Origin of the sequence: Nonomuraea sp. NPDC050790 (assembly GCF_044456745.1) — a bacterium.
In the GTDB taxonomy this organism is placed as follows: Bacteria; Actinomycetota; Actinomycetes; order Streptosporangiales; family Streptosporangiaceae; genus Nonomuraea.
Genome location: NZ_JBITGF010000004.1, coordinates 10756 through 29358 on the forward strand (window position 1 = coordinate 10756; position 18603 = coordinate 29358).

General features: G+C 72.4%; 12 protein-coding genes. 8 read left to right on the forward strand and 4 right to left on the reverse strand.

Annotated features, from left to right (window positions below):
* Window positions 1-181: 181 nt before the first annotated feature.
* Complete coding sequence (locus ACIBEJ_RS20515; protein WP_397184347.1) at window positions 182-1072, forward strand: DUF6531 domain-containing protein; 891 nt, start codon at window positions 182-184, stop codon at window positions 1070-1072.
* Here ACIBEJ_RS20515 and ACIBEJ_RS20520 read toward each other — a convergent pair.
* Window positions 1045-4563, reverse strand: a complete 3519-nt coding sequence (locus tag ACIBEJ_RS20520; RefSeq protein ID WP_397184348.1) for an FHA domain-containing protein — start codon at window positions 4561-4563, stop codon at window positions 1045-1047. The two genes, ACIBEJ_RS20515 and ACIBEJ_RS20520, sit on opposite strands and share 28 nt — an antisense overlap.
* A 149-nt stretch (window positions 4564-4712) precedes the next feature.
* Between ACIBEJ_RS20520 and ACIBEJ_RS20525 the strand changes: the two genes are divergently transcribed.
* The 4 genes from ACIBEJ_RS20525 (at window position 4713) to ACIBEJ_RS20540 (ending at window position 10033) form a co-directional block, all read left to right on the forward strand.
* On the forward strand, window positions 4713-5987 hold the full coding sequence (locus tag ACIBEJ_RS20525) for an aspartate aminotransferase family protein (RefSeq protein ID WP_397184349.1): 1275 nt from the start codon (window positions 4713-4715) through the stop codon (window positions 5985-5987).
* The gene (locus ACIBEJ_RS20530; protein ID WP_397184350.1) at window positions 5974-7479 is read left to right on the forward strand and encodes a CoA-acylating methylmalonate-semialdehyde dehydrogenase; all 1506 of its coding nucleotides are present in this window, start codon (window positions 5974-5976) and stop codon (window positions 7477-7479) included. The genes ACIBEJ_RS20525 and ACIBEJ_RS20530 overlap by 14 nt, the downstream gene beginning before the upstream one ends.
* Window positions 7480-7542: 63 nt before the next feature.
* A complete protein-coding gene (locus tag ACIBEJ_RS20535) occupies window positions 7543-8667 on the forward strand; it encodes an extracellular solute-binding protein (protein ID WP_397184351.1) in 1125 nt (374 codons plus the stop codon).
* Window positions 8668-8827: 160 nt separating this feature from the next.
* On the forward strand, window positions 8828-10033 hold the full coding sequence (locus tag ACIBEJ_RS20540; RefSeq protein WP_397184352.1) for a saccharopine dehydrogenase family protein: 1206 nt from the start codon (window positions 8828-8830) through the stop codon (window positions 10031-10033).
* Window positions 10034-10037: 4 nt separating this feature from the next.
* Here the strand turns inward: ACIBEJ_RS20540 and ACIBEJ_RS20545 are convergent, their stop codons facing one another.
* Window positions 10038-10253 (reverse strand): hypothetical protein, encoded by a 216-nt coding sequence (locus ACIBEJ_RS20545; RefSeq protein WP_397184353.1) that lies wholly within the window; start codon window positions 10251-10253, stop codon window positions 10038-10040.
* Window positions 10254-10430: 177 nt separating this feature from the next.
* Window positions 10431-11747 (reverse strand): 4-aminobutyrate--2-oxoglutarate transaminase, encoded by a 1317-nt coding sequence (gene gabT / locus ACIBEJ_RS20550; RefSeq protein ID WP_397184354.1) that lies wholly within the window; start codon window positions 11745-11747, stop codon window positions 10431-10433.
* A 120-nt stretch (window positions 11748-11867) separates the two neighbouring features.
* On the opposite strand from gabT, the gene ACIBEJ_RS20555 reads away from it, so the two are divergent.
* Window positions 11868-13238, forward strand: a complete 1371-nt coding sequence (locus ACIBEJ_RS20555) for a PucR family transcriptional regulator (protein ID WP_397184355.1) — start codon at window positions 11868-11870, stop codon at window positions 13236-13238.
* Here the strand turns inward: ACIBEJ_RS20555 and ACIBEJ_RS20560 are convergent.
* Entirely contained in the window at window positions 13228-13860 is a 633-nt protein-coding gene (locus ACIBEJ_RS20560) for a TetR/AcrR family transcriptional regulator (RefSeq protein ID WP_397184356.1), read from the reverse strand. The two genes, ACIBEJ_RS20555 and ACIBEJ_RS20560, sit on opposite strands and share 11 nt — an antisense overlap.
* Before the next feature lie 342 nt (window positions 13861-14202).
* Here ACIBEJ_RS20560 and ACIBEJ_RS20565 point away from each other — a divergent pair, with 342 nt between their 5' ends.
* Together ACIBEJ_RS20565 and ACIBEJ_RS20570 are read left to right on the forward strand one after the other, a co-directional pair.
* Complete coding sequence (locus ACIBEJ_RS20565) at window positions 14203-15630, forward strand: aldehyde dehydrogenase family protein (protein ID WP_397184357.1); 1428 nt, start codon at window positions 14203-14205, stop codon at window positions 15628-15630.
* 19 nt (window positions 15631-15649) lie between these two features.
* Window positions 15650-18487 carry an NACHT domain-containing protein gene (locus ACIBEJ_RS20570; RefSeq protein WP_397184358.1) on the forward strand — a complete coding sequence of 946 codons (2838 nt, stop codon included), beginning with the start codon at window positions 15650-15652 and terminating at the stop codon, window positions 18485-18487.
* Window positions 18488-18603: the final 116 nt, after the last annotated feature.

Sequence of the window (18603 nt, forward strand, 5' to 3'; positions counted from 1 at the left end):
CGTCGGCCCGAGGTCGGCTCTTGGCATGCCTCCGCCGCGGTAGTGGGTCGCGGCGGCGTACACCTGCAGGTGCACGGGATTCCCCCTAGGGGGCCGGAAAAATCTTGGCGGGGGATTGAACCGGTGGGTGGGCCGCGTGCGTACAACGGGGCAGCCGAATTCCGTTCTGGGGGGATGGTCCATGGGCGCGCGGGAGGCGGTCGCATCGGGGGCTGGATCGGACCGCGCGTCCGCCAACGCCGGCCCGATCCACTACGCGACCGGTGCGGTGATCCTGCCGCAGTCCGACCTCGACCTGCCCGGGCCGCCCGCGCTGGAACTGCGGCGCGTCCACCGGTCCGGCCGCAGGGACGGACGGTGGTTCGGCCCGGCGTGGACCTCCACCTTCGACCAGCGGGCGGAGGTCCACGCCGACGGCGTCCACGTGTTCGCCGCCGACGGCTCGGCCGGCCTGTTCCCGCATCCGGGCGAGGGCTCCGTCGCCGCCTGCCCGCCGCCGGGCGAGCGCGCCGGCCGCGCCCGCCTGAGCAGGATCCGGTACGGCTACGCCGTCTTCGACCCCGCCACCGGCCTGAACAGCCGCTTCACCGGCGCCGGCGACCGCCTCCCGCTGACCGCCGTGGACGGGCGGTCCGGCGGCCGGATCGAGCTACGCCATGACCTGCACAGCGCCCCGGCCGAGGTGGTCAACGCCGCGGGCCGGGCCCTGGACGTCGAGACCGCCTCGGGACGCGTGGTCGCGATCAGGCGGCGCGGCGAACTCCTGGCCGCCTACGCCTACGACCGGCCCGGCAACCTGGTCGAGGCCGCCGCCCGCGGGGTGGTGCGCACCTTCGCCTACGACGCCGCCGGCCGTATCACCGCATGGGACGACGGCACCCGGCACGCCTACGCCTACGACGCCCTCGGCCGGTGCGTACGCGCGCACGGCCCGCAGGAGCTCACGCTGGAGTACGAGTGCCGCGGCACCTCGGTCAGGGACTCCTACGGCAACCACACCGTCTACCTCTACGACGGGTTGTCGCAGCTCGTCGAGCGCATCGACTACGCGCTCGACCCGCGCGCGAGCTGAACCAGCACGGTACGCCCCGCCACCGACAGATACCCGCGCCCCGGCGGCCCGGAGACGTGCTCGTCGTTCTCCAGCACGAGCCCGTGGATCAGCGCGGCGGCCCGGTCCCCGGGGTTCAGCACGAGGCGGGCGCCGGACCTGAACACCTCGGTCACCACGGGCGCCAGCGGATGCGGCCGTCCCTCCAGGATCGGCGTGGCGTCACCGGCCAGGACTAGGGCGTGCGCGCCGAGGCGGGAGGCGGCCTCGTCCAGGAGCGTGGGCCGATCGGCGGCGGTGCCGCTCGGCCCGGTCTGGGCGGCGGTGATGCTCAGCCGGTCGAAGTCGTCCACCACGACGGCGTAGCGCGGGCCCGGGACGGCCGCGCGCAGGTCGTCGTCGGTGAAGGACGTGCCGGTCAGGACGCGTGCCCCGGCCAGCGTGGCGACGGGCGAGCCGGGCGGGGCGAGCGCCAGCACGTCCACGCCCCGCTCCATCAGCGCCCTGGCCAGCAGGAGGGCCGCCGCGCTGCGGCCGGAGCCGGGCGGGCCCGAGACCAGGACGGCGTGCGGGCCCGCGCCGAGCGGGTCCAGGCCGACCGTGGCCACCTCCTGGCCGCCCACGCCGATCGGCAGCCCGGTGACTGTGCCCAGCTCGCCCGGCTCCACGCGGGACGGCATCGGCGGGAACGGCCGCGCGGCCGTCAGCGGCGTGCGCGGCTCTCCGGGTACGGCGAGCTGGAGCACCTGGCCGGTGGCCGCGTCCGCCGCCCTGCCCGGGATGCCCTGGTTGAGCAGCAGCCGCCGGGAGAACAGGACGTTGTCGCGGCGGCCCGCGGCGACCGTGTGGATGCCGGCCGCCGGGCCCTTCGTGACCAGGCGGCGCAGGATCTTCATCAGTGATCGCGCGTCCGGCCGCTCGAACCGCTCCCACCCGTCGATCACCAGGACGATCACCGGGTCGCCCGGTGCCGCGGCCAGGCGGCGCTCGGCTTCGGCGGCCAGCCAGGTGATGACGCGGCGGACCCGGTCCGGCTCTTCGGGGGACACGACCGCTCCGCAGTGGGCGGTGTAGTCGGCCAGTTCACCAGGTTTGTCCTCGATCGCGTAGATCCAGGTGGGGTGGCGGGTGAGGGCGCTGACGATCGCGCGGGCGAACGTGGTCCGCCCAGAACCACCCCGGCCCGCGACCAGCAACCGCTCCGTCCCACGCGGATCGAACGCCGCGACCGTCTGGGTCTGGCGCGCGGGATCGTCGATCAGCCCGTACGGCACCGCATCGGGGGTGGACCGGCCGGGGTGGGTGGGCGGGAGCCGTACTGGATGGTGGAGGACCTCGGGGAGGGGCGGGGGGATGGGGCGGAACGGCGGGTGGGTTCTGAGGTGTTCGGCGGCGGCGACGACTGCTGCGACGGTGGCGTCCAGGTCGGTGGGGCGGTCGGGGGGTGGGTCGGTGGGGCGGGGGTCGCCTAGGTCGGGCCATGAGACCACGCGTACCCGGGCCGGTGCGCCTCTGCCTGGCGGGGGGTCGGCCAGGCCGCCGGTTCTGAACACCTGTGGCCCGCCGTTCTGACGCATGATCAGACCCAGGCCGCGGCTGCGGGACGACAGCGCCGTGACCAGCACCAGGTGCATGCCGAGCTGGGCCGACTCCACCGGCTGCGGCGGCGCGTGGGACTCCTCCGCGACCACCACCAGGCGCGGCGGCGGGTCCGCGTGCGCGGCGAGCAACGCGGTACGGCGCTGCGCCTCGGCCGTCAGGGCCGTGGTCATGCGCGTCTCCCAGGCCGGGAACCACCCGGTCACCTGCGGGCACGGCGCGAACGGCCGCAGGCTCTCGCCGACCAGGACGAGGCTGAGCGCGTCCGGCGGGTTGGCCAGCACGAGGGCGGCGACCAGAGCTTGGGCAAGGTCGGGACCGACACCGCCCAGGCGCAGCCGTCCCTGCGCGGCCACGTCAACACTCACGGTGCCCGCCACCGAACTGCCGACCACGACCTTGGTCACCGGCCCGTGCGAGCCCTTGGCCGTCGGCCCACCCCGGACTCCGGTCACCGGGCCGCTCGAGGACGCTGGTCTGTCCGCCCAGCGCGGGGTGGGTGTCTTCATGCCGAGCAGGTCCAGCAGCCGGGCGGGTGTGTCGGGCTCGGCGCGGTCACGCAGCGGTGCCAGCGCGCGGGCGACGCGCCCAGCCGCCTCCACGTCCATGTACTCGGGCTGGATCGGGGCGGGCAGGCCGGCGCCCGGGTGGGTGAGGAGGAGGTCGGTGCCGTCGAGTTCGCACACGGCCCGGCACTCGCTCATGCCTCGGCGGTCGGCGCAGATCGTGTACACCCCGGCGGCCGGTCCATCGCGCAGCACCTCCCGGAGGCCGGGCAGTTCGCGCAGGGAGCGCGCACCGTCGAGCAGCACGACCACCTCCTCGCCCTCCGGCGGGTCGGCCATCAGCGCCAGGAGTTCGGCCACCCGTTCGGCCCGGGTCTCCGCCGTGGTGCCGATCAGGCACGGCACCTGCCCGCCGCCGCGCAGGTGCGGCAGCCAGCGTGTCCAGGACAGATGCTCGCCACTCTCCTCGGTCAGGATCACCAGCCGCAGCTCGGCGGGGGCGCGCAGGGTGGCCAGTTGCACCAGCAGCCAGCGCACCAGCGCGTCGACCGGCGGACGCGGGCCCACCACGCCCAGCACCCCCGCCTCCCTCAGATCCACGGTCGCCGGTACAGCCGGCTCGCCGGTCACCCCAACCCGCAGCGTGAGCCCGTCGGGAGAGGCCGCATCGCGCGACCACAACCCAGGACCCTCACGCAACGCGGCCAACGTCAGATCCAGCTCATCCGGAACCTGCCAGGAGAGCACCTGTTCGGAGGGCGCCTGCTCGGACGGTGTCTGAATTGAGGCAGGACCCGGTGCGCGGCGGGTGAGGGCGCGGTCGAAGGCGATGGCGCCGTCCGGGCCGCGTACGGCATGCGGCCGGGCAGCCGGCAGCGGCACCCACCGCAGTAGGTCGTCGCCCACCCGCAGCATCTCCCGAGGCCCGAGCCGGACGGCGCCGGTCACGCGTTCGCCGCCGGCCAGGGTCCCGTTGGTGGAGCCCAGGTCGGTGACGGTCAGTTCGCCGGTCACGCTGACCTCGAGACGGGCGTGGAGCCGCGAAACCCCCGGGTCGCGCACGAGACGGAGGGCGGCGTCGTGGTCCCTGCCCACCACGTGGGCCCCGGGCGCCAGCCAGACCAGCCGCCCGGCGTCCGGGCCGCCGACCACGCGCAGCCCGCCGACGGCGCCCGCCGGTCTGGCGCGTTCGTCGCGGGCCGGGTCGCCCACGCCGACGACCATGCCGGACACCAGCGGGCACGCGCCGAAGACGGCCTCGGGGTCGAGCTTCACGGACCCGGCGTAGCAGGGGCGCGGCGGCAGCGCCCCGAGCAGCGTGGACAGCTTGGTGCCCGGCTCGGCGACCACTTCGAGGTCGTGTTCGGCGGCCAGTTCGGTGTCGCGGACGGTCAGTCGTATGATCATCGATCCCTCGCAGGGCGGGGACCTCCAGCGTGCATCGCGAAGTGCCCTTCTGTCCCGGCTTCCGCAGGGTGACGATGTGTAAGGCATCCGGCGCGTGCTCCGACAGGTTGTAGGCACAAGGTGCCCGGGAATGCGGCGATACTCGGAACATGTCGGAGCTACTCGCGCGCCACCGGGCAGTCATGCCGAACTGGTTGGCACTGAACTACAACGAGCCCATCGAGATCGTCAGCGGCAAGGGCAGCCGCGTCGTCGACAGCGACGGCAAGAGCTACCTGGACTTCTTCGTCGGCATCCTGACCAACATGATCGGCTACGACGTCCCCGAGGTACGCGAGGCCGTCGAGCGGCAACTGGCCACCGGCGTCGTGCACACGAGCACCGTCTACCTGCTGCGCGGCCAGGTCGAGCTGGCCGAGAAGATCGCCAGGCTCTCCGGCATCCCCGACGCGAAGGTCTTCTTCACCAACTCCGGCACCGAGGCCAACGAGACCGCGCTCCTGCTGGCCACCTACGCCCGCAAGAGCGACCAGGTCCTGGCCATGCGGCAGAGTTACCACGGCCGCAGCTTCGGCGCGGTGAGCGTCACCAGCAACCGCACCTGGAAGAACAACTCGCTCTCGCCGCTGAACGTGCACTTCCTGCACGGCGCCGACCGGCACCTGTCGCAGTTCAGGGGCCTGTCGGACGCCGGCTACATCCAGGCGTGCGTCGAGGACCTGCGCCACGTGCTGGCCACCGCCGTGTCCAAGGACGTGGCCGCGCTGATCGCCGAGCCGATCCAGGGCGTCGGCGGCTTCACGATGGCGCCCGACGGGCTGTTCGCCGCGTACAAGGAGGTGCTCGACGAGGAGGGCATCCTCCTCATCTCCGACGAGGTGCAGACCGGCTGGGGACGCACCGGCAGCGCGTTCTTCGGCATCCAGAACCACGGCGTGACGCCCGACATGATGACGTTCGCCAAGGGTCTCGGCAACGGCTTCGCCGTCGGCGGCGTGGTCGCCCGCGGCGACCTCATGGACGGCCTGCACGCGGTCGGCCTGTCCACCTTCGGCGGCAACCCGATCTCGATGGCCGCCGCCAACGCCACCCTCGACTACGTCCTCGACCACGACCTGCAGGCCAACGCCGCCCGCACCGGCGCGCACATCCTCGACGGCCTGCGCGCGGCCGCCGAGCGGCTGCCGGTCGTCACCGGCGTGCGCGGCAAGGGCCTGATGTTCGCCATCGAGCTGACCGAGCCCGCGATGACCGGCCGCTTCATGGAGCTCACCAAGCAGGCGGGCCTGCTGGCGGGCAAGGGCGGCCTGTACGGCACCGTCATCCGCATGGCCCCGCCCCTCACCCTGACGATGGACGAGGCCGCCGAGGGCCTGGGCATCATCGTCGACGCTCTGGAGACCATCAACGATGAAGTCCGTTAAGCACTGGATCAACGGCGCGCTCGCCGACGGCGGCAGCCGTACGCAGGAGATCTACAACCCGGCGACCGGCGAGGTCAGCGGGAGCGTGGCCATGGCGTCGGCGGCGGAGGTGGACGCGGCGGTCGCCGCGGCGCTCGCGGCCTTCCCCGGCTGGCGCGACTCCTCGCTGGTCAAGCGTTCGCAGGTGCTGTTCCGCTTCCGCGAGCTGATGTACGCCCACCGCGACGAGCTGGCGGCGCTCATCTCCGCCGAGCACGGCAAGGTGCAGTCCGACGCGCTCGGCGAGGTGGCCCGCGGCCTGGAGGTCGTGGAGTTCGCCTGCGGCATCCCGCACCTGCTCAAGGGCGGTTTCTCCGAGGGCGTCTCGACGCGGGTCGACTCCTACTCGATCCGGCAGCCGCTCGGGGTCGTGGCGGGGATCACGCCGTTCAACTTCCCGGCGATGGTGCCGATGTGGATGTACCCGATCGCGATCGCGTGTGGGAACGCCTTCGTACTCAAGCCGTCGGAGAAGGACCCGTCGGCCTCGCTGCTGATGGCCAGGCTGTGGCAGGAGGCCGGGCTGCCGGACGGCGTCTTCAACGTCGTGCAGGGTGACAAGGCGGCCGTGGACCGGCTGCTGGAGCACCCGGACGTGAAGGCGGTCTCGTTCGTCGGCTCCACGCCGATCGCCCGTTACGTCTACGAGCACGGCACCGCGCACGGCAAGCGGGTCCAGGCGCTGGGCGGCGCCAAGAACCACATGCTGGTGCTGCCCGACGCCGACCTCGACCTGGTGGCCGACTCGGCGGTCTCGGCCGGGTTCGGCTCGGCGGGCGAGCGCTGCATGGCGATCTCGGTCGTGCTGGCCGTGGACCCGGTCGGCGACGACCTGGTCAAGAAGATCGTCGAGCGGGTGGACAAGCTCGTGATCGGCCCCGGCGACGACCCGCGCTCGGAGATGGGCCCGCTGGTGACCGGGCCGCACCGTGACAAGGTCGCCTCCTACCTGGACCTCGGCGTCTCCGAGGGCGCCACGCTGGTCGTCGACGGGCGCCAGACGGCGGTGCTCGGCGGCACGCCGGCGCAGGACACGCCCGGCTTCTGGCTCGGCCCGACCGTGCTCGACCACGTGCCGGCCGGCTCGCGGGTGCACACCGAGGAGATCTTCGGCCCGGTCCTGTCGATCGTGCGCGTGTCCTCCTACGAGGAGGGGCTGGCGCTGATCAACGGGCTCGAGTTCGGGAACGGCACGGCCGTCTTCACCAACGACGGCGGCGCCGCGCGGCGCTTCCAGAACGAGGTCGAGGTCGGCATGGTCGGCATCAACGTGCCGATCCCGGTGCCGATGGCCTTCTACAGCTTCGGCGGCTGGAAGTCGTCGCTGTTCGGCGACACGCACGTGCACGGCACCGAGGGCGTCCACTTCTACACCCGCGGCAAGGTCGTCACCTCGCGCTGGCTCGACCCGTCGCACGGCGGCGTGAACCTGGGCTTCCCGACGAACAAGTGACACCCTCCCGTTGCGGTCTGCCCGGGTAGGCTCCAGCAGACCGCAACGATGAGGGGGCAACCGTTGAACCGCCGCACACCTGTCCTGGCGCTGGCCGTGATGCTGGCCACGGTGGTGTCCCCGGCGGGTGCCGTACACGCGAGCCCGACCCCCAAGCCCACCCCGGCCACCGCCAAGCCGACGCCCACCCCCACCCAGAGCGACGGCACGCTGCAGATCCTCACCTACCGCGGGTACGCCGAGTACGGCGGCACGAGCCCCAAGGTCAACTGGACGGGCACGTTCGAGAAGGCCACCGGCTGCCGCATCGCCCGCCTCGACCAGGTCCAGACGCCGGAGGAGATGTCCGACCGGCTCCGGGACCGCCCCTACGACGTGGTCTCCGCCGGACCCGAGCTGGCCGGCAGGCTCATCGCGGACAAGCAGGCGCTGCCGATCGAGCTGGCCAAGGTGGACGGCTACGCCGAGCTGAGCAAGCCGCTGCGCGACCTCACGACCTCCGGCGGCAAGGTGTACGGCGTGCCGTACCTGTGGGGCTCCCACGAGTTCCTCTACGACGCGAGCCGGATCAAGGCGCCCGGCATGGACCAGGTGTTCGCCTCGGCCAAGGCGGCGCTCAAGGACGACCCGCTGACGATCGCGGACGCGGCGCTGGCGGCCAAGAAGTCCGGCAGCCCGTACGAGCTGACCGAGTCCGAGCTGGACAAGGCCATGGAGATGCTCGGGCGGCAGGACGATCGCGATTACTGGGGCGATCCGCTGGACGTGGTGACCGGGTTCGCGACGGGGCGGCTGGACTTCGCGCAGGCGACGCCGTACCTGCGGCTGCTGTTGCAGACGGCGGGCAAGCCCGTGAAGACGGTGCCGTCGGCGCGCACGACCGGGTGGGTGGACTCGTGGATGCTGGGGTCCGGCGCGAACCTGGACTGCGCCTACCGGTGGCTGAGCTGGACGGCCTCGGCGGAGGCGCAGCGCGCGGCGGCGGCGTGGGTGGGGCTGGCCCCGGCCAACGACAAGGCGTGCAAGGGGAAGGCCAGGCGGGTCTGCGAGGCGTACGGGGTGGGCAAGGAGTCGCGGATCGACCGGATCGATTTTGCCGTCAGCCCACCGGGGGATTGCCGTGCCGAGGATCGGGAATGCACTGACTACGACGCCTGGGAAGACAGGTGGTCCGATCTTGTGAGCTGAGCGGGTGGTTTCGGGGGCCCGCTTGACCGTGCTGCGGGCGTGCCCGTCCCCCCGCTGGGCAACGCCTGCCTGAGGCGTCCCGGGCGTTCCCCCCGACCCGGGACGCCTCCCCTTCGGCGCCACGATTGACTGAATGGCCAGTCAGTGAAAGAGTCTGCCCATGAGAATCCTTCTTGTCGGCGCCGGAGGCGTCGGATCCGCCGTCGTGCCCATCGCCGCGCGCCGAGATTTCTTCGAACACATCGTGGTGGCCGACTCCAAACAGGACCGGGCCGCGCGGGCGGTCGCCCAGGTCGACGACCCCAGGTTCAGCGCCGTCCAGCTCGACGCCGCCGATCGGGACCAGGTGGCGCGGGCGCTGCGGGCCCACGAGTGCGACGTGCTGTTCAACGCCGTCGATCCGCGCTTCACCATGCCGCTGTTCGAGGCGGCGCTGGAGGCCGGGGCCTCCTATCTCGACATGGCGATGTCGCTGTCTCAGCCGCATCCGCGCGAGCCGTACCGCAAGACGGGGGTGAAGCTCGGCGACCGGCAGTTCGCGCTCGACCCGCGCTGGCGCGAACGGGGGCAGCTCGCCCTGGTCGGGATGGGCGTGGAGCCGGGGCTGGCCGACGTGTTCGCCCGCTACGCCGCCGACCACCTGTTCGGGCGCATCGACGAGATCGGCGTGCGCGACGGCGGCAACCTGGTCGTGGACGGCTACGACTTCGCGCCGACGTTCTCGATCTGGACCACGATCGAGGAGTGCCTCAACCCGCCCGTCGTCTGGGAGGACGGCGAGTGGCGCACGACCGAGCCGTTCAGCGAGCCGGAGGTCTTCGACTTCCCCGAGGGCATCGGGCCCGTCGAGTGCGTCAACGTCGAGCACGAGGAAGTGCTGCTCGTGCCGCGCTGGATCGACGCGAAGCGGGTGACGTTCAAGTACGGGCTCGGTGAGGAGTTCATCGGCGTGCTCAAGACCCTGCACAAGCTCGGGCTCGACCGCGCGGACAAGGTCAAGGTGGGCACCGCCGAGGTCGCGCCGCGCGACCTGGTGGCCGCGAGCCTGCCCGACCCGGCCACGCTGGGCTCACGCATGCGCGGCAAGACCTGCGCGGGGACGTGGGTCAAGGGCACGGGCAAGGACGGCGCGCCGCGCGAGGTGTACCTGTACCACGTGGTGGACAACGAGTGGTCGATGCGCGAGTACGGTTCGCAGGCCGTCGTCTGGCAGACCGCCGTCCACCCGGTCGTCGCCCTGGAACTGCTGGCCACCGGCGCGTGGGAGGGGGAGGGCGTGCTCGGTCCCGAGGCGTTCGACGCGGTGCCGTTCCTCGACCTGCTCAAGGAGTACGGCTCGCCGTGGGGTATGCGCCAGGCCGCCTGAGGCCCTAGCGGGCGCGGAAGGCCACCACGGTGGCCAGCGGCGCGGGCCGCACCGCCTCCGCGCAGTCGTGGCAGGCCAGCACGGCGGTGTCGTCGGGGAAGCGGCCCACCCGCACCCGGGGACGCGGCCACCTCTTGTGGCAGACCACACAGGCGTCGCCGTCACGCTGGGCCCAGCTCAGGCCGTCAGGGTCGAACGTCAGCATCGGACCCCAGTCCATCACTCTCCCCAAGGCGTTCGCCCACCCCTATACCGGATCCGTTATAGCCGCGCTCGCGCCGCTGATCGGCTAGCACAGCGTCAAGCCGAGGTGAAATCACGACCGGGTTGGGTGCGGTACACCAACAAAACAGGGCCATCCCCATCAAGGTGGATGGCCCGTTCTGTGGGGGTTCTTCTAGGAGAACGCCTTTTCGAGGATGCCGAGGCCCTCCTCCAGCAGGTGCTCGGGCATGACCAGCGGCGGCAGGAAACGCAGCACGTTGCCGTAGGTTCCGGCCGTCAGGACGATCAGGCCCTCGGCGTGGCAGCGCTTCACGATCTCCTGGACGGCGGCCGGGTTGGGGTCCTTCGTCCCGGGCTGCACGAGTTCGATGGCGATCATCGCGCCGCGTCCGCGTACGTCGCCGATGATGGGGAAACGCTCCTGCAGCGCCTTGAGCCGGGGGAGCATGATCTCGCCGATCCGGCGGGCCTTGGCGACCAGGTCGTCCTGCTCGATGCTCTCCAGCACGCCGAGCGCCGCCTCGCAGGCCAGCGGGTTGCCGCCGTAGGTGCCGCCGAGGCCGCCCGGGTGCACCTTGTCCATGATCTCCGCGCGGCCGGTGACGGCGGCCAGCGGCAGGCCGCCCGCGATGCCCTTGGCGGTGCAGATGATGTCGGGGACCACGCCCTCGTCCTCGCAGGCGAACAGGTCGCCGGTGCGGGCGAAGCCCGTCTGCACCTCGTCGGCGACGAAGACGATGCCGTTGGCGCGGCAGTACTCGGCGATCCTCGGCAGGAAGCCCTTGGCGGGCTCGATGAAGCCGCCCTCGCCGGCGATCGGCTCGATGACCACGGCGGCCACGTTCTGCGCGCCGACCTGCTTGTCGATCATGTCCGCGGCCTGGGCGTACGCCTCCTCGGCCGGGTTCTCGCCCGGCCAGCGGAACGGGTAGGCCAGCGGCACCCGGTAGACCTCGGGCGCGTAGGGGCCGAAACCCTGCTTGTACGGCATGTTCTTGGCCGTCAGGGTCATCGTCAGCAGGGTGCGGCCGTGGTAGCCGTGGTCGAACACGACGACCGCCTGGCGGCCGGTGGCGTAACGGGCGACCTTGATGGCGTTCTCGACCGCCTCGGCGCCGGAGTTGACGAGGAAGGTGCGCTTGTCGTGCTCGCCGGGGGTGAGCGCGTTGAGCTTCTCGCAGACGTCCACGTACGACTCGTACGGCGTGACCATGAAACAGGTGTGCGTGAAGTCGGCCACCTGCCTCTGCACCCGCTCGACCACGCGCGGGGCGGCGTTGCCGACGCTGGTCACGGCGATGCCAGAGCCGAAGTCGATGAGCGAGTTCCCGTCGGCGTCCTCGACGACGCCCCCGCCCGCGCGCGTCACGAAGACGGGCAGCGTGGTGCCGATGCCGGGCGGCACGGCGGCCTGCTTTCTGGCCAGCAGTTCCTGGGACTTCGGCCCGGGGATGGCGGTGACGAGGCGACGCTCCTGCGGAATGCTCATGTTCTCGACGGTACGGCCGGCGGTGACCTGCGCCGATACGTCGATATGTCACACTTGAGGGGTCTCAACCTGCCGGACTGGACAAAAATGCCGCCTTCACTTGCCACCGTGGTGCGACGGATGGGCCTTCGGCCGCTGGCCGGGTCGCTGGAGTCCGACGTGCGGTGGGTCGCGGTCAGCGAGCTGGAGGACCCGACGCCGTTCCTGGAGGGCGCCGAACTGGTCCTGACCACCGGCATGCGCCTGGGCGGCGACTTCCCGGGATACGTCGGGCGGCTGGTCGAACGGGGGGTCGCCGGGCTGGGCTTCGGGGTGGGACTCACCCACGACGAGGTGCCGGCCGAGCTGGTGGCCGCCGCCGACGCCGCCGGGCTGCCGTTGCTGGAGGTGCCCAGGGAGACGCCGTTCATCGCCATCGGCAAGGTCGTCAGCGAACTGCTGGCCGCCGAGCAGTACGAGGAGATCACCCGCGCCTTCGCCGCCCAGGGCAGGCTCACGCGGGCGGCGCTGCGGCCCGAGGGGATGCGCGCGGTGATCGACCGCCTGGCCAAGGAGGTCGGCGGGTGGGCCGCGCTGGTGTCGGAGACGGGGGAGATCCTCCACGCGACCCCCGGGACGCGGGCCGAGCCCGTGGTGTCGGCGGTGCGGCGCCGGGGCGAGCGCTTCCCGGCGAGCGTGGCCCTGTCGGGACCGGACGGGCAGGTGGTCGTGCAGCCGCTCGGCGGCGGGGCCAGGCCGAGGGGGTTCTTCGCGGTGGGGGCGGGACGGGCGTTCTCCCCGGTCACCCACACCGTGATCAACGCGGCCGGGTCGCTGCTGACGCTGGCCGTCGAGCAAGGGGGCGCGCACCGGGAGGCCGAGCGGCGGGTGCGCGCGGCCGTACTGGAACTGCTGCTGGCCGGGCTGGAGGGGGAGGCGCGCGCGGTCCTCGCCCCGATCGGGGCGCGGCTGCCCGATGAGCCGGTCGTGGTGGTCGCCGCCCCTCAGGACGCGCTGGACCTGCTGGAGCCGCACGCCTTCGCCGGTCCGCACGACGGGGTCGCGGTCGCGGTGGTCTCCGAGGGAGCGGCGGAGCGGGCCGCCGCGCGGGCGGGGACGGCGGGGGTGAGCGGGGCGGGGCCGTACCGTGACCTGCGGGGCGCGCTCGACCAGGCGCGGCGCGCGCTGCAGGCCAGCACGGGCACGCCGGTCCGCTTCGCCGACCTGGCCGGGCAGGGGCTGCTCGCCCTGCTGGATCCCGCCGCCGCCCAGGCGTTCTCGGCCGCGCTGCTGGCCCCCCTCAGCGGGTACGGCTCCCGCGCCGACCTCATCGCGTCCCTGCGCGCCTACCTGGCCAGCAACGGTCACTGGGACGCCGCGGCCCAGCAACTGGGCATCCACCGCCACACCCTGCGCTACCGGATGAAACGCGTCGCGGAGCTGCTCGGCCGCGACCTGGACGACCCCGGGGTGCGGGCGGAGCTGTGGATCGCCCTGGAGGCTACTTGTTGACCAGGTAGCAGCAGATCGTGGCCGTGGTGACGGCCTCGTAGGTGCGGCCGTCGCGCAGGTGCCCGGCGCGCTCCAGGCTGATCGCGCCCTGGGCGGCGGCCCACAGGGCGTCGGCGATCTTCCTGGGCTGGGTCGGGACGAGGTAGCCCTGGGCGATGCAGTCGGCGATCACCCGGTCGAGGATGTTGAGCGCGGCGCGGGCCAGGGTGCGGGCGCGTTCGCTCGGCTCGAAGCCGGGGATGGCGCGCTCGAACATCAGCGAGTAGTAGCCGGGCTCGGCCAGGCACGCCTGGCGGTAGGCGGGGCCGAGCGCGGTCAGGTACTCGAAGGGGTCGCGCCGGTGCGGCACCGCGTCCAGGAAGCGGCGAAAGCGCTCGAAGCCCTCCAGGTAGAGCGCCTCGGCCAGGCCCTCCCGGTTGCCGAACATCGTGTAGATGACGGTGGTGGTGCAGCCCGCCTCGGTGGAGATCCTGCGCATGTTCAGGCTTTCCGGGCCGTCGCTGTCGAGCAGTCCGACGGCCACGTCGAGCAGGCGGGAGCGCAGCTCGTCCTGCCCGGCCCGCTCGCCCAGAAGGTAGGCGCCCTGAAGCCCGAGCGGGGCCGAAACATGCTGCTCGGTCACGGGGCCCACGCCTTTCTAGCTCGTGGGCCCGCCGCGCTGGAGACCCGCACACGTTGACTTAGCCATGGCAGCGATCGTTCAAACCGCTCCACAAGGTAAACATCCCGATTTAGTACTACTTCTGTTACAAGGCGGGTAAACATGAGTGCCCTGTGGCAACAGTGGCGCCAAGCGCGGAGCCGGTCTTCAGAAATGATGTACCCCATGCCTCGCCCGACGCCCCTCGGAGCCGGTCCGTGTCGAGGCGGCGCCGACGGGTTGTACGTAACGGTGGAGCCCGGGGCCGGGCTTGTGCAGGCCGGTGTAAATCCCCGATCTTCGCGGTGGCATACCGTCATGGGTATGGACGTGCGTACCTTCTGGCTCGCAGGGCGCCCCGCCACCGGGGACGCCGAGCTCACCGTGACCAATCCCCACGACGGTCGCGAGGTCGGGCGATATTCGGTGCCGACCGCCGCGCAGGTCGAGGAGGCCGTGGCGGCCGCCGCCGCGGTGGCGGGGCAGGCCGCCGCGCTGCCCGTCCACGTGCGCGCGGAGGCCCTGGCCCATGTCTCGCGCCGGCTGGCCGAGCGCGCCGACGAGATCGCCCACCTCATCATGTCGGAGAACGGCAAGCCGATCATCTGGGCCCGCGGCGAGGTCAGCCGGGCCATCGCCACCTTCCGCTTCGCCGCCGAGGAGACCCGCCGCTGGTCGGGCACCACGCAGCGGCTCGACACCGAGCCCGCCGCCGCCGGCCGGCTCGCCTACGTCACCCGCGTGCCCAAGGGCCCCGTGCTGGCGATCACCCCGTTCAACTTCCCGCTGAACCTCGTCGCCCACAAGGTCGCCCCCGCCATCGCGGTCGGCGCGCCCGTCATCGTCAAGCCCGCGCCCGCCACCCCGCTGTCCTCCCTGGTGCTCGGCGACATCCTGGCCGAGACGGACCTGCCCGCGGGCATGTTCTCCGTCCTGCCCATCGAGAACGAGCGCGCCTCGTCCCTGGTCGACGACCCGCGCCTGCCCGTGGTGTCCTTCACCGGATCGGCCCCGGTCGGCTACTCCATCGCCGACCAGATCCCGCGCAAGCACGTGACGCTGGAGCTGGGCGGCAACGCCGCCGCCGTCGTGCTGGCCGACGCCGACCTCGACTGGGCCGCCCAGCGCATCGCCCTGTTCTCCAACTACCAGGCCGGCCAGAGCTGCATCGCCGTCCAGCGGGTGATCGTCGAGGAGCCGGTGTACGACGCCTTCGTCGAGCGCCTCCTGCCGGCGGTCGGCGCTCTGGTCACCGGGGACCCGGCCGACGAGAAGACCCAGGTCGGCCCGCTGGTCTCGGTGGCCGCCGCCGAGCGCGTCGAGCAGTGGGTCCAGGAGGCCGTCACCGGCGGCGCCCGCCTGCTGGCCGGCGGCACCCGCGAGGGCGCCACGGTCGCGCCGACCGTGCTGGCCGACGTCCCGCACGACGCCAAGGTCAACGTCGAGGAGGTCTTCGGCCCGGTCATGATCCTGCAGCGGGCCGCCTCGATCGACGAGGCGTACGCGATGGTCAACGACTCCAAGTACGGCCTGCAGGCCGGCGTGTTCACCCGGTCGCTGGACGCCGCCTTCCGCGCCAACCGGGAGCTGGAGGTCGGCGGTGTCATCGTCGGCGACGTCCCCTCCTACCGGGCCGACCAGATGCCGTACGGCGGAGTGAAGGACTCGGGCATCGGCCGCGAGGGCCTGCACTCGGCGATGGAGGACTACACCTACGAGAAGGTGATGGTTCTGACCGGATTGACGCTCTGATCCCGCGATAATCGGCGGCATGGCGAGGGAGTACCGCTATGCCGACGCGGTGCGGTTACTGGGTGGCGACGACCCGGCCGTCAGGGCGCTCGACACGGTTCTCGGGGCCGCCACCCTGGGGCTCTGGGACCTGATCGACGCCAAGGGCGAGCTGATCAGGGTGGGCAACGACCTGCTCGGGCGGTGGCGGGACTGGCGGGCGGGCAAGGAGTGGCGCGGCCGTACCGAACGCATCGAGGCCGCGCACACCATCCTGGTGCTCACCGCGTTCTTCGAGGCGCTGGACGGGACCGAACTGCCGTTCAGCGCCCGCGAGCTGCGGATGAGCAAGCAGGAGCAGGTCACGCTGCTGCGCGGGGTGGATCTGGGCAGTCCGGTCTGTCCCTCTCCGCAACTGCCGTTCGAGGAGGCCAAGAGCGTCATCCTGGTGCGCTACGAGCGGCTGCGCGGCGCGCTGCGGAGCTTCGCGGAGGGGCTGAGCCTCTGGGAGCGGCTGCAGGAGCACCAGCGGGAATGGGTCTTCGACAGCTCGCTGGCCACCTCGGCCATCCGCAGGTACGAGGACGGCTACCGCCGCCTGGCCATGGACGTGCCCGAGTTCGGGTTCTGGTCGGCGATGATCGAGCACCAGGCCACCCGGGCCCGGCTGGCCGACCTGGAACGCCTGCTCGACGGCCTGGCCCCCGCCCGCGCGCAGGACGCCCGGCTGGCGGCGCTGGCGAAGCTGCACCAGGCGGCGCTGCGCCGCCCGGTCGCCGAGACCGGGGACGTGCCCGCCGGGCTGGCGCTGCCCAGCCTGGGCGAGGCCTACATCACCCCGCGCTTCCGCTCCGGCCGGCCCGAGCGCGCGGAGGACCCCAGCCAGGAGGCGTGGTGGAGCGGGCGCGAGGTGCGCGACGGGCTGCCGCGCTTCCTCGCCGGCTACCTCACCTCGCCGGAGGCGGGCAGGACGCCGCTCATGGTCCTCGGCCAGCCGGGCGCGGGCAAGTCGGTGCTGACCAAGGTGCTCGCCGCCCGCCTGCCCGCCGACTTCGTGCCGGTCCGGGTGTCGCTGCGCGACGTGGCCGCCGGCGCCGACGTGCAGGAGCAGATCGAGCAGGCCGTCTACCAGCTCAGCGGCGAGCGGCTGCAGTGGCCGGAGCTCGCGCGGGCGGCCGACGGCGCGCTGCCCGTCGTGATCCTCGACGGCTTCGACGAACTGCTGCAGGCCACCGGCGTGCGGCAGTCCGACTACCTGGTCAGGGTCGCCCGCTTCCAGCAGCGCGAGCTCGACGCGGGACGCGCCGTCGCGGTGATCGTGACCTCCCGTACGGCGGTGGCCGACCGCGTCGACTACCCCGAGGGCTCGCTGGTGACCAGGCTGGAGCCGTTCGACCTGGACGAGATCGAGCAGTGGCTGGAGGTGTGGAACCACGCCAACGCCCGTTACTTCGACGAGGCGGGACTGCGGCCGTTGTCCATGGAGGTCGCCCGCGCCCAGCTCAAGCTGGCCGAGCAGCCGCTGCTCCTGCTCATGCTGGCCCTCTACGACGCCTACGGCAACGCCCTGCGCAGGAACCTCGCCGACCGCATCGGCGAGGCCGAGCTGTACGAGCGCCTCATGCGCGCCTTCGCCGAGCGCGAGCTGGAGAAGAGCCACCCGCGCGAGCGGATCCCGGCTCTGGTGGAGAAGGAACTGCTGCTGCTGGGCATCGTCGCGTTCGCGATGTTCAACAGGGGCCGCCAGTGGGCGACCGCCGCCGAGGTGGACGCCGACCTGGAGGCGCTGCGCCTGTCCGCCCGCCGCCCCACCTCGCTGGCCACCCCGCTCACGTCGGGCGAGCAGGCGTTCGGCCGCTTCTTCTTCGTCCACCGGGCCCAGGCCACCCGCGACGGCGGCGAGGTGCTGCAGACCTACGAGTTCCTGCACGCCACGTTCGGCGAGTTCCTGATCGCCCGGCTCGTCGGCAGGCTCCTGGACGACATGACGATCCAGCAGTCGCGCCTGGTCGTGGAGGACATCAGCGACGGCCTGCTCGGCACGCTGCTGTCGTGGTCGACGCTGTCCACGAGACCGCCCGTGATCGCCTTCCTGCGCGAGACCGCCCGCCCGTCCTGGCGTGACCTGGCCGTCCGCCTGTTCGCGCCGGCCGAACTGCGCGAACAGCTCGCCCACCCCGCCTACAGCCCGTGGACCGCGGGCCCCGCCCGCCGCAACGCCTACTACTCGGCCAACCTGCTGAAGGTCGCGCTCGCCTGCGACCCCGGCCATCTCCTCTGGTCGAGGGTACGGCCCGGCCACGAGGACACCCTCACCGAGTGGCGGCGCTTCGCGCTGCTGTGGCGTTCCCAACTGGCCACCGAGGAGTGGGACAGCCTGACCAGGATCGTCCGGGTCACGGCCGTCGGCCGGGCCGCCGACCTGGAACTGGCCCTGGACACCGGCTCCACCTGGGACGTCACCCCGATGGACACCGCCTGGATCGCCCCGGCAGACACCGGCGCGTACCTGCGGGCCCGCCAGGGCGTGCTGTTCTCGTTCCTGCCGCACGAGACGCTCTTCCTGCACGCCCTCGAACCGGTGCTCGGCGCCGCCCTGGCCTGGAACGGCGGCCGGTCGCTGCTGCGCGAGATCCTGGAGATCCTCGTCCTGCGCGGCCACAACGAGGACGGCCGCGCCCGCGCCTACGGGGCGCTGGCCGAGTACGTGCACTACCTCAGCGACCATGTGATCACCGACGCGGTCATCCGGGCGATCGCCGGGGACATGGCCATGCTCGGCGAGGACGAGGTGGCGGCGGTGGTGGACGAGGTCTCACGCGCCTCGATCGCGGGCCAGCGGCTGATGAGCCGGGTGCGCCGTCTGAATTCCCGCTAGTACACCCCGGATATGGGGGATGTCAATAGCGTCTGACTGCCGTCAACTCTATCTGTCGGGAGCATTGAGCCTGCCCCTGATCGTGGGTGACAGTGGGCGCGCGGAGCCCCGGGCAG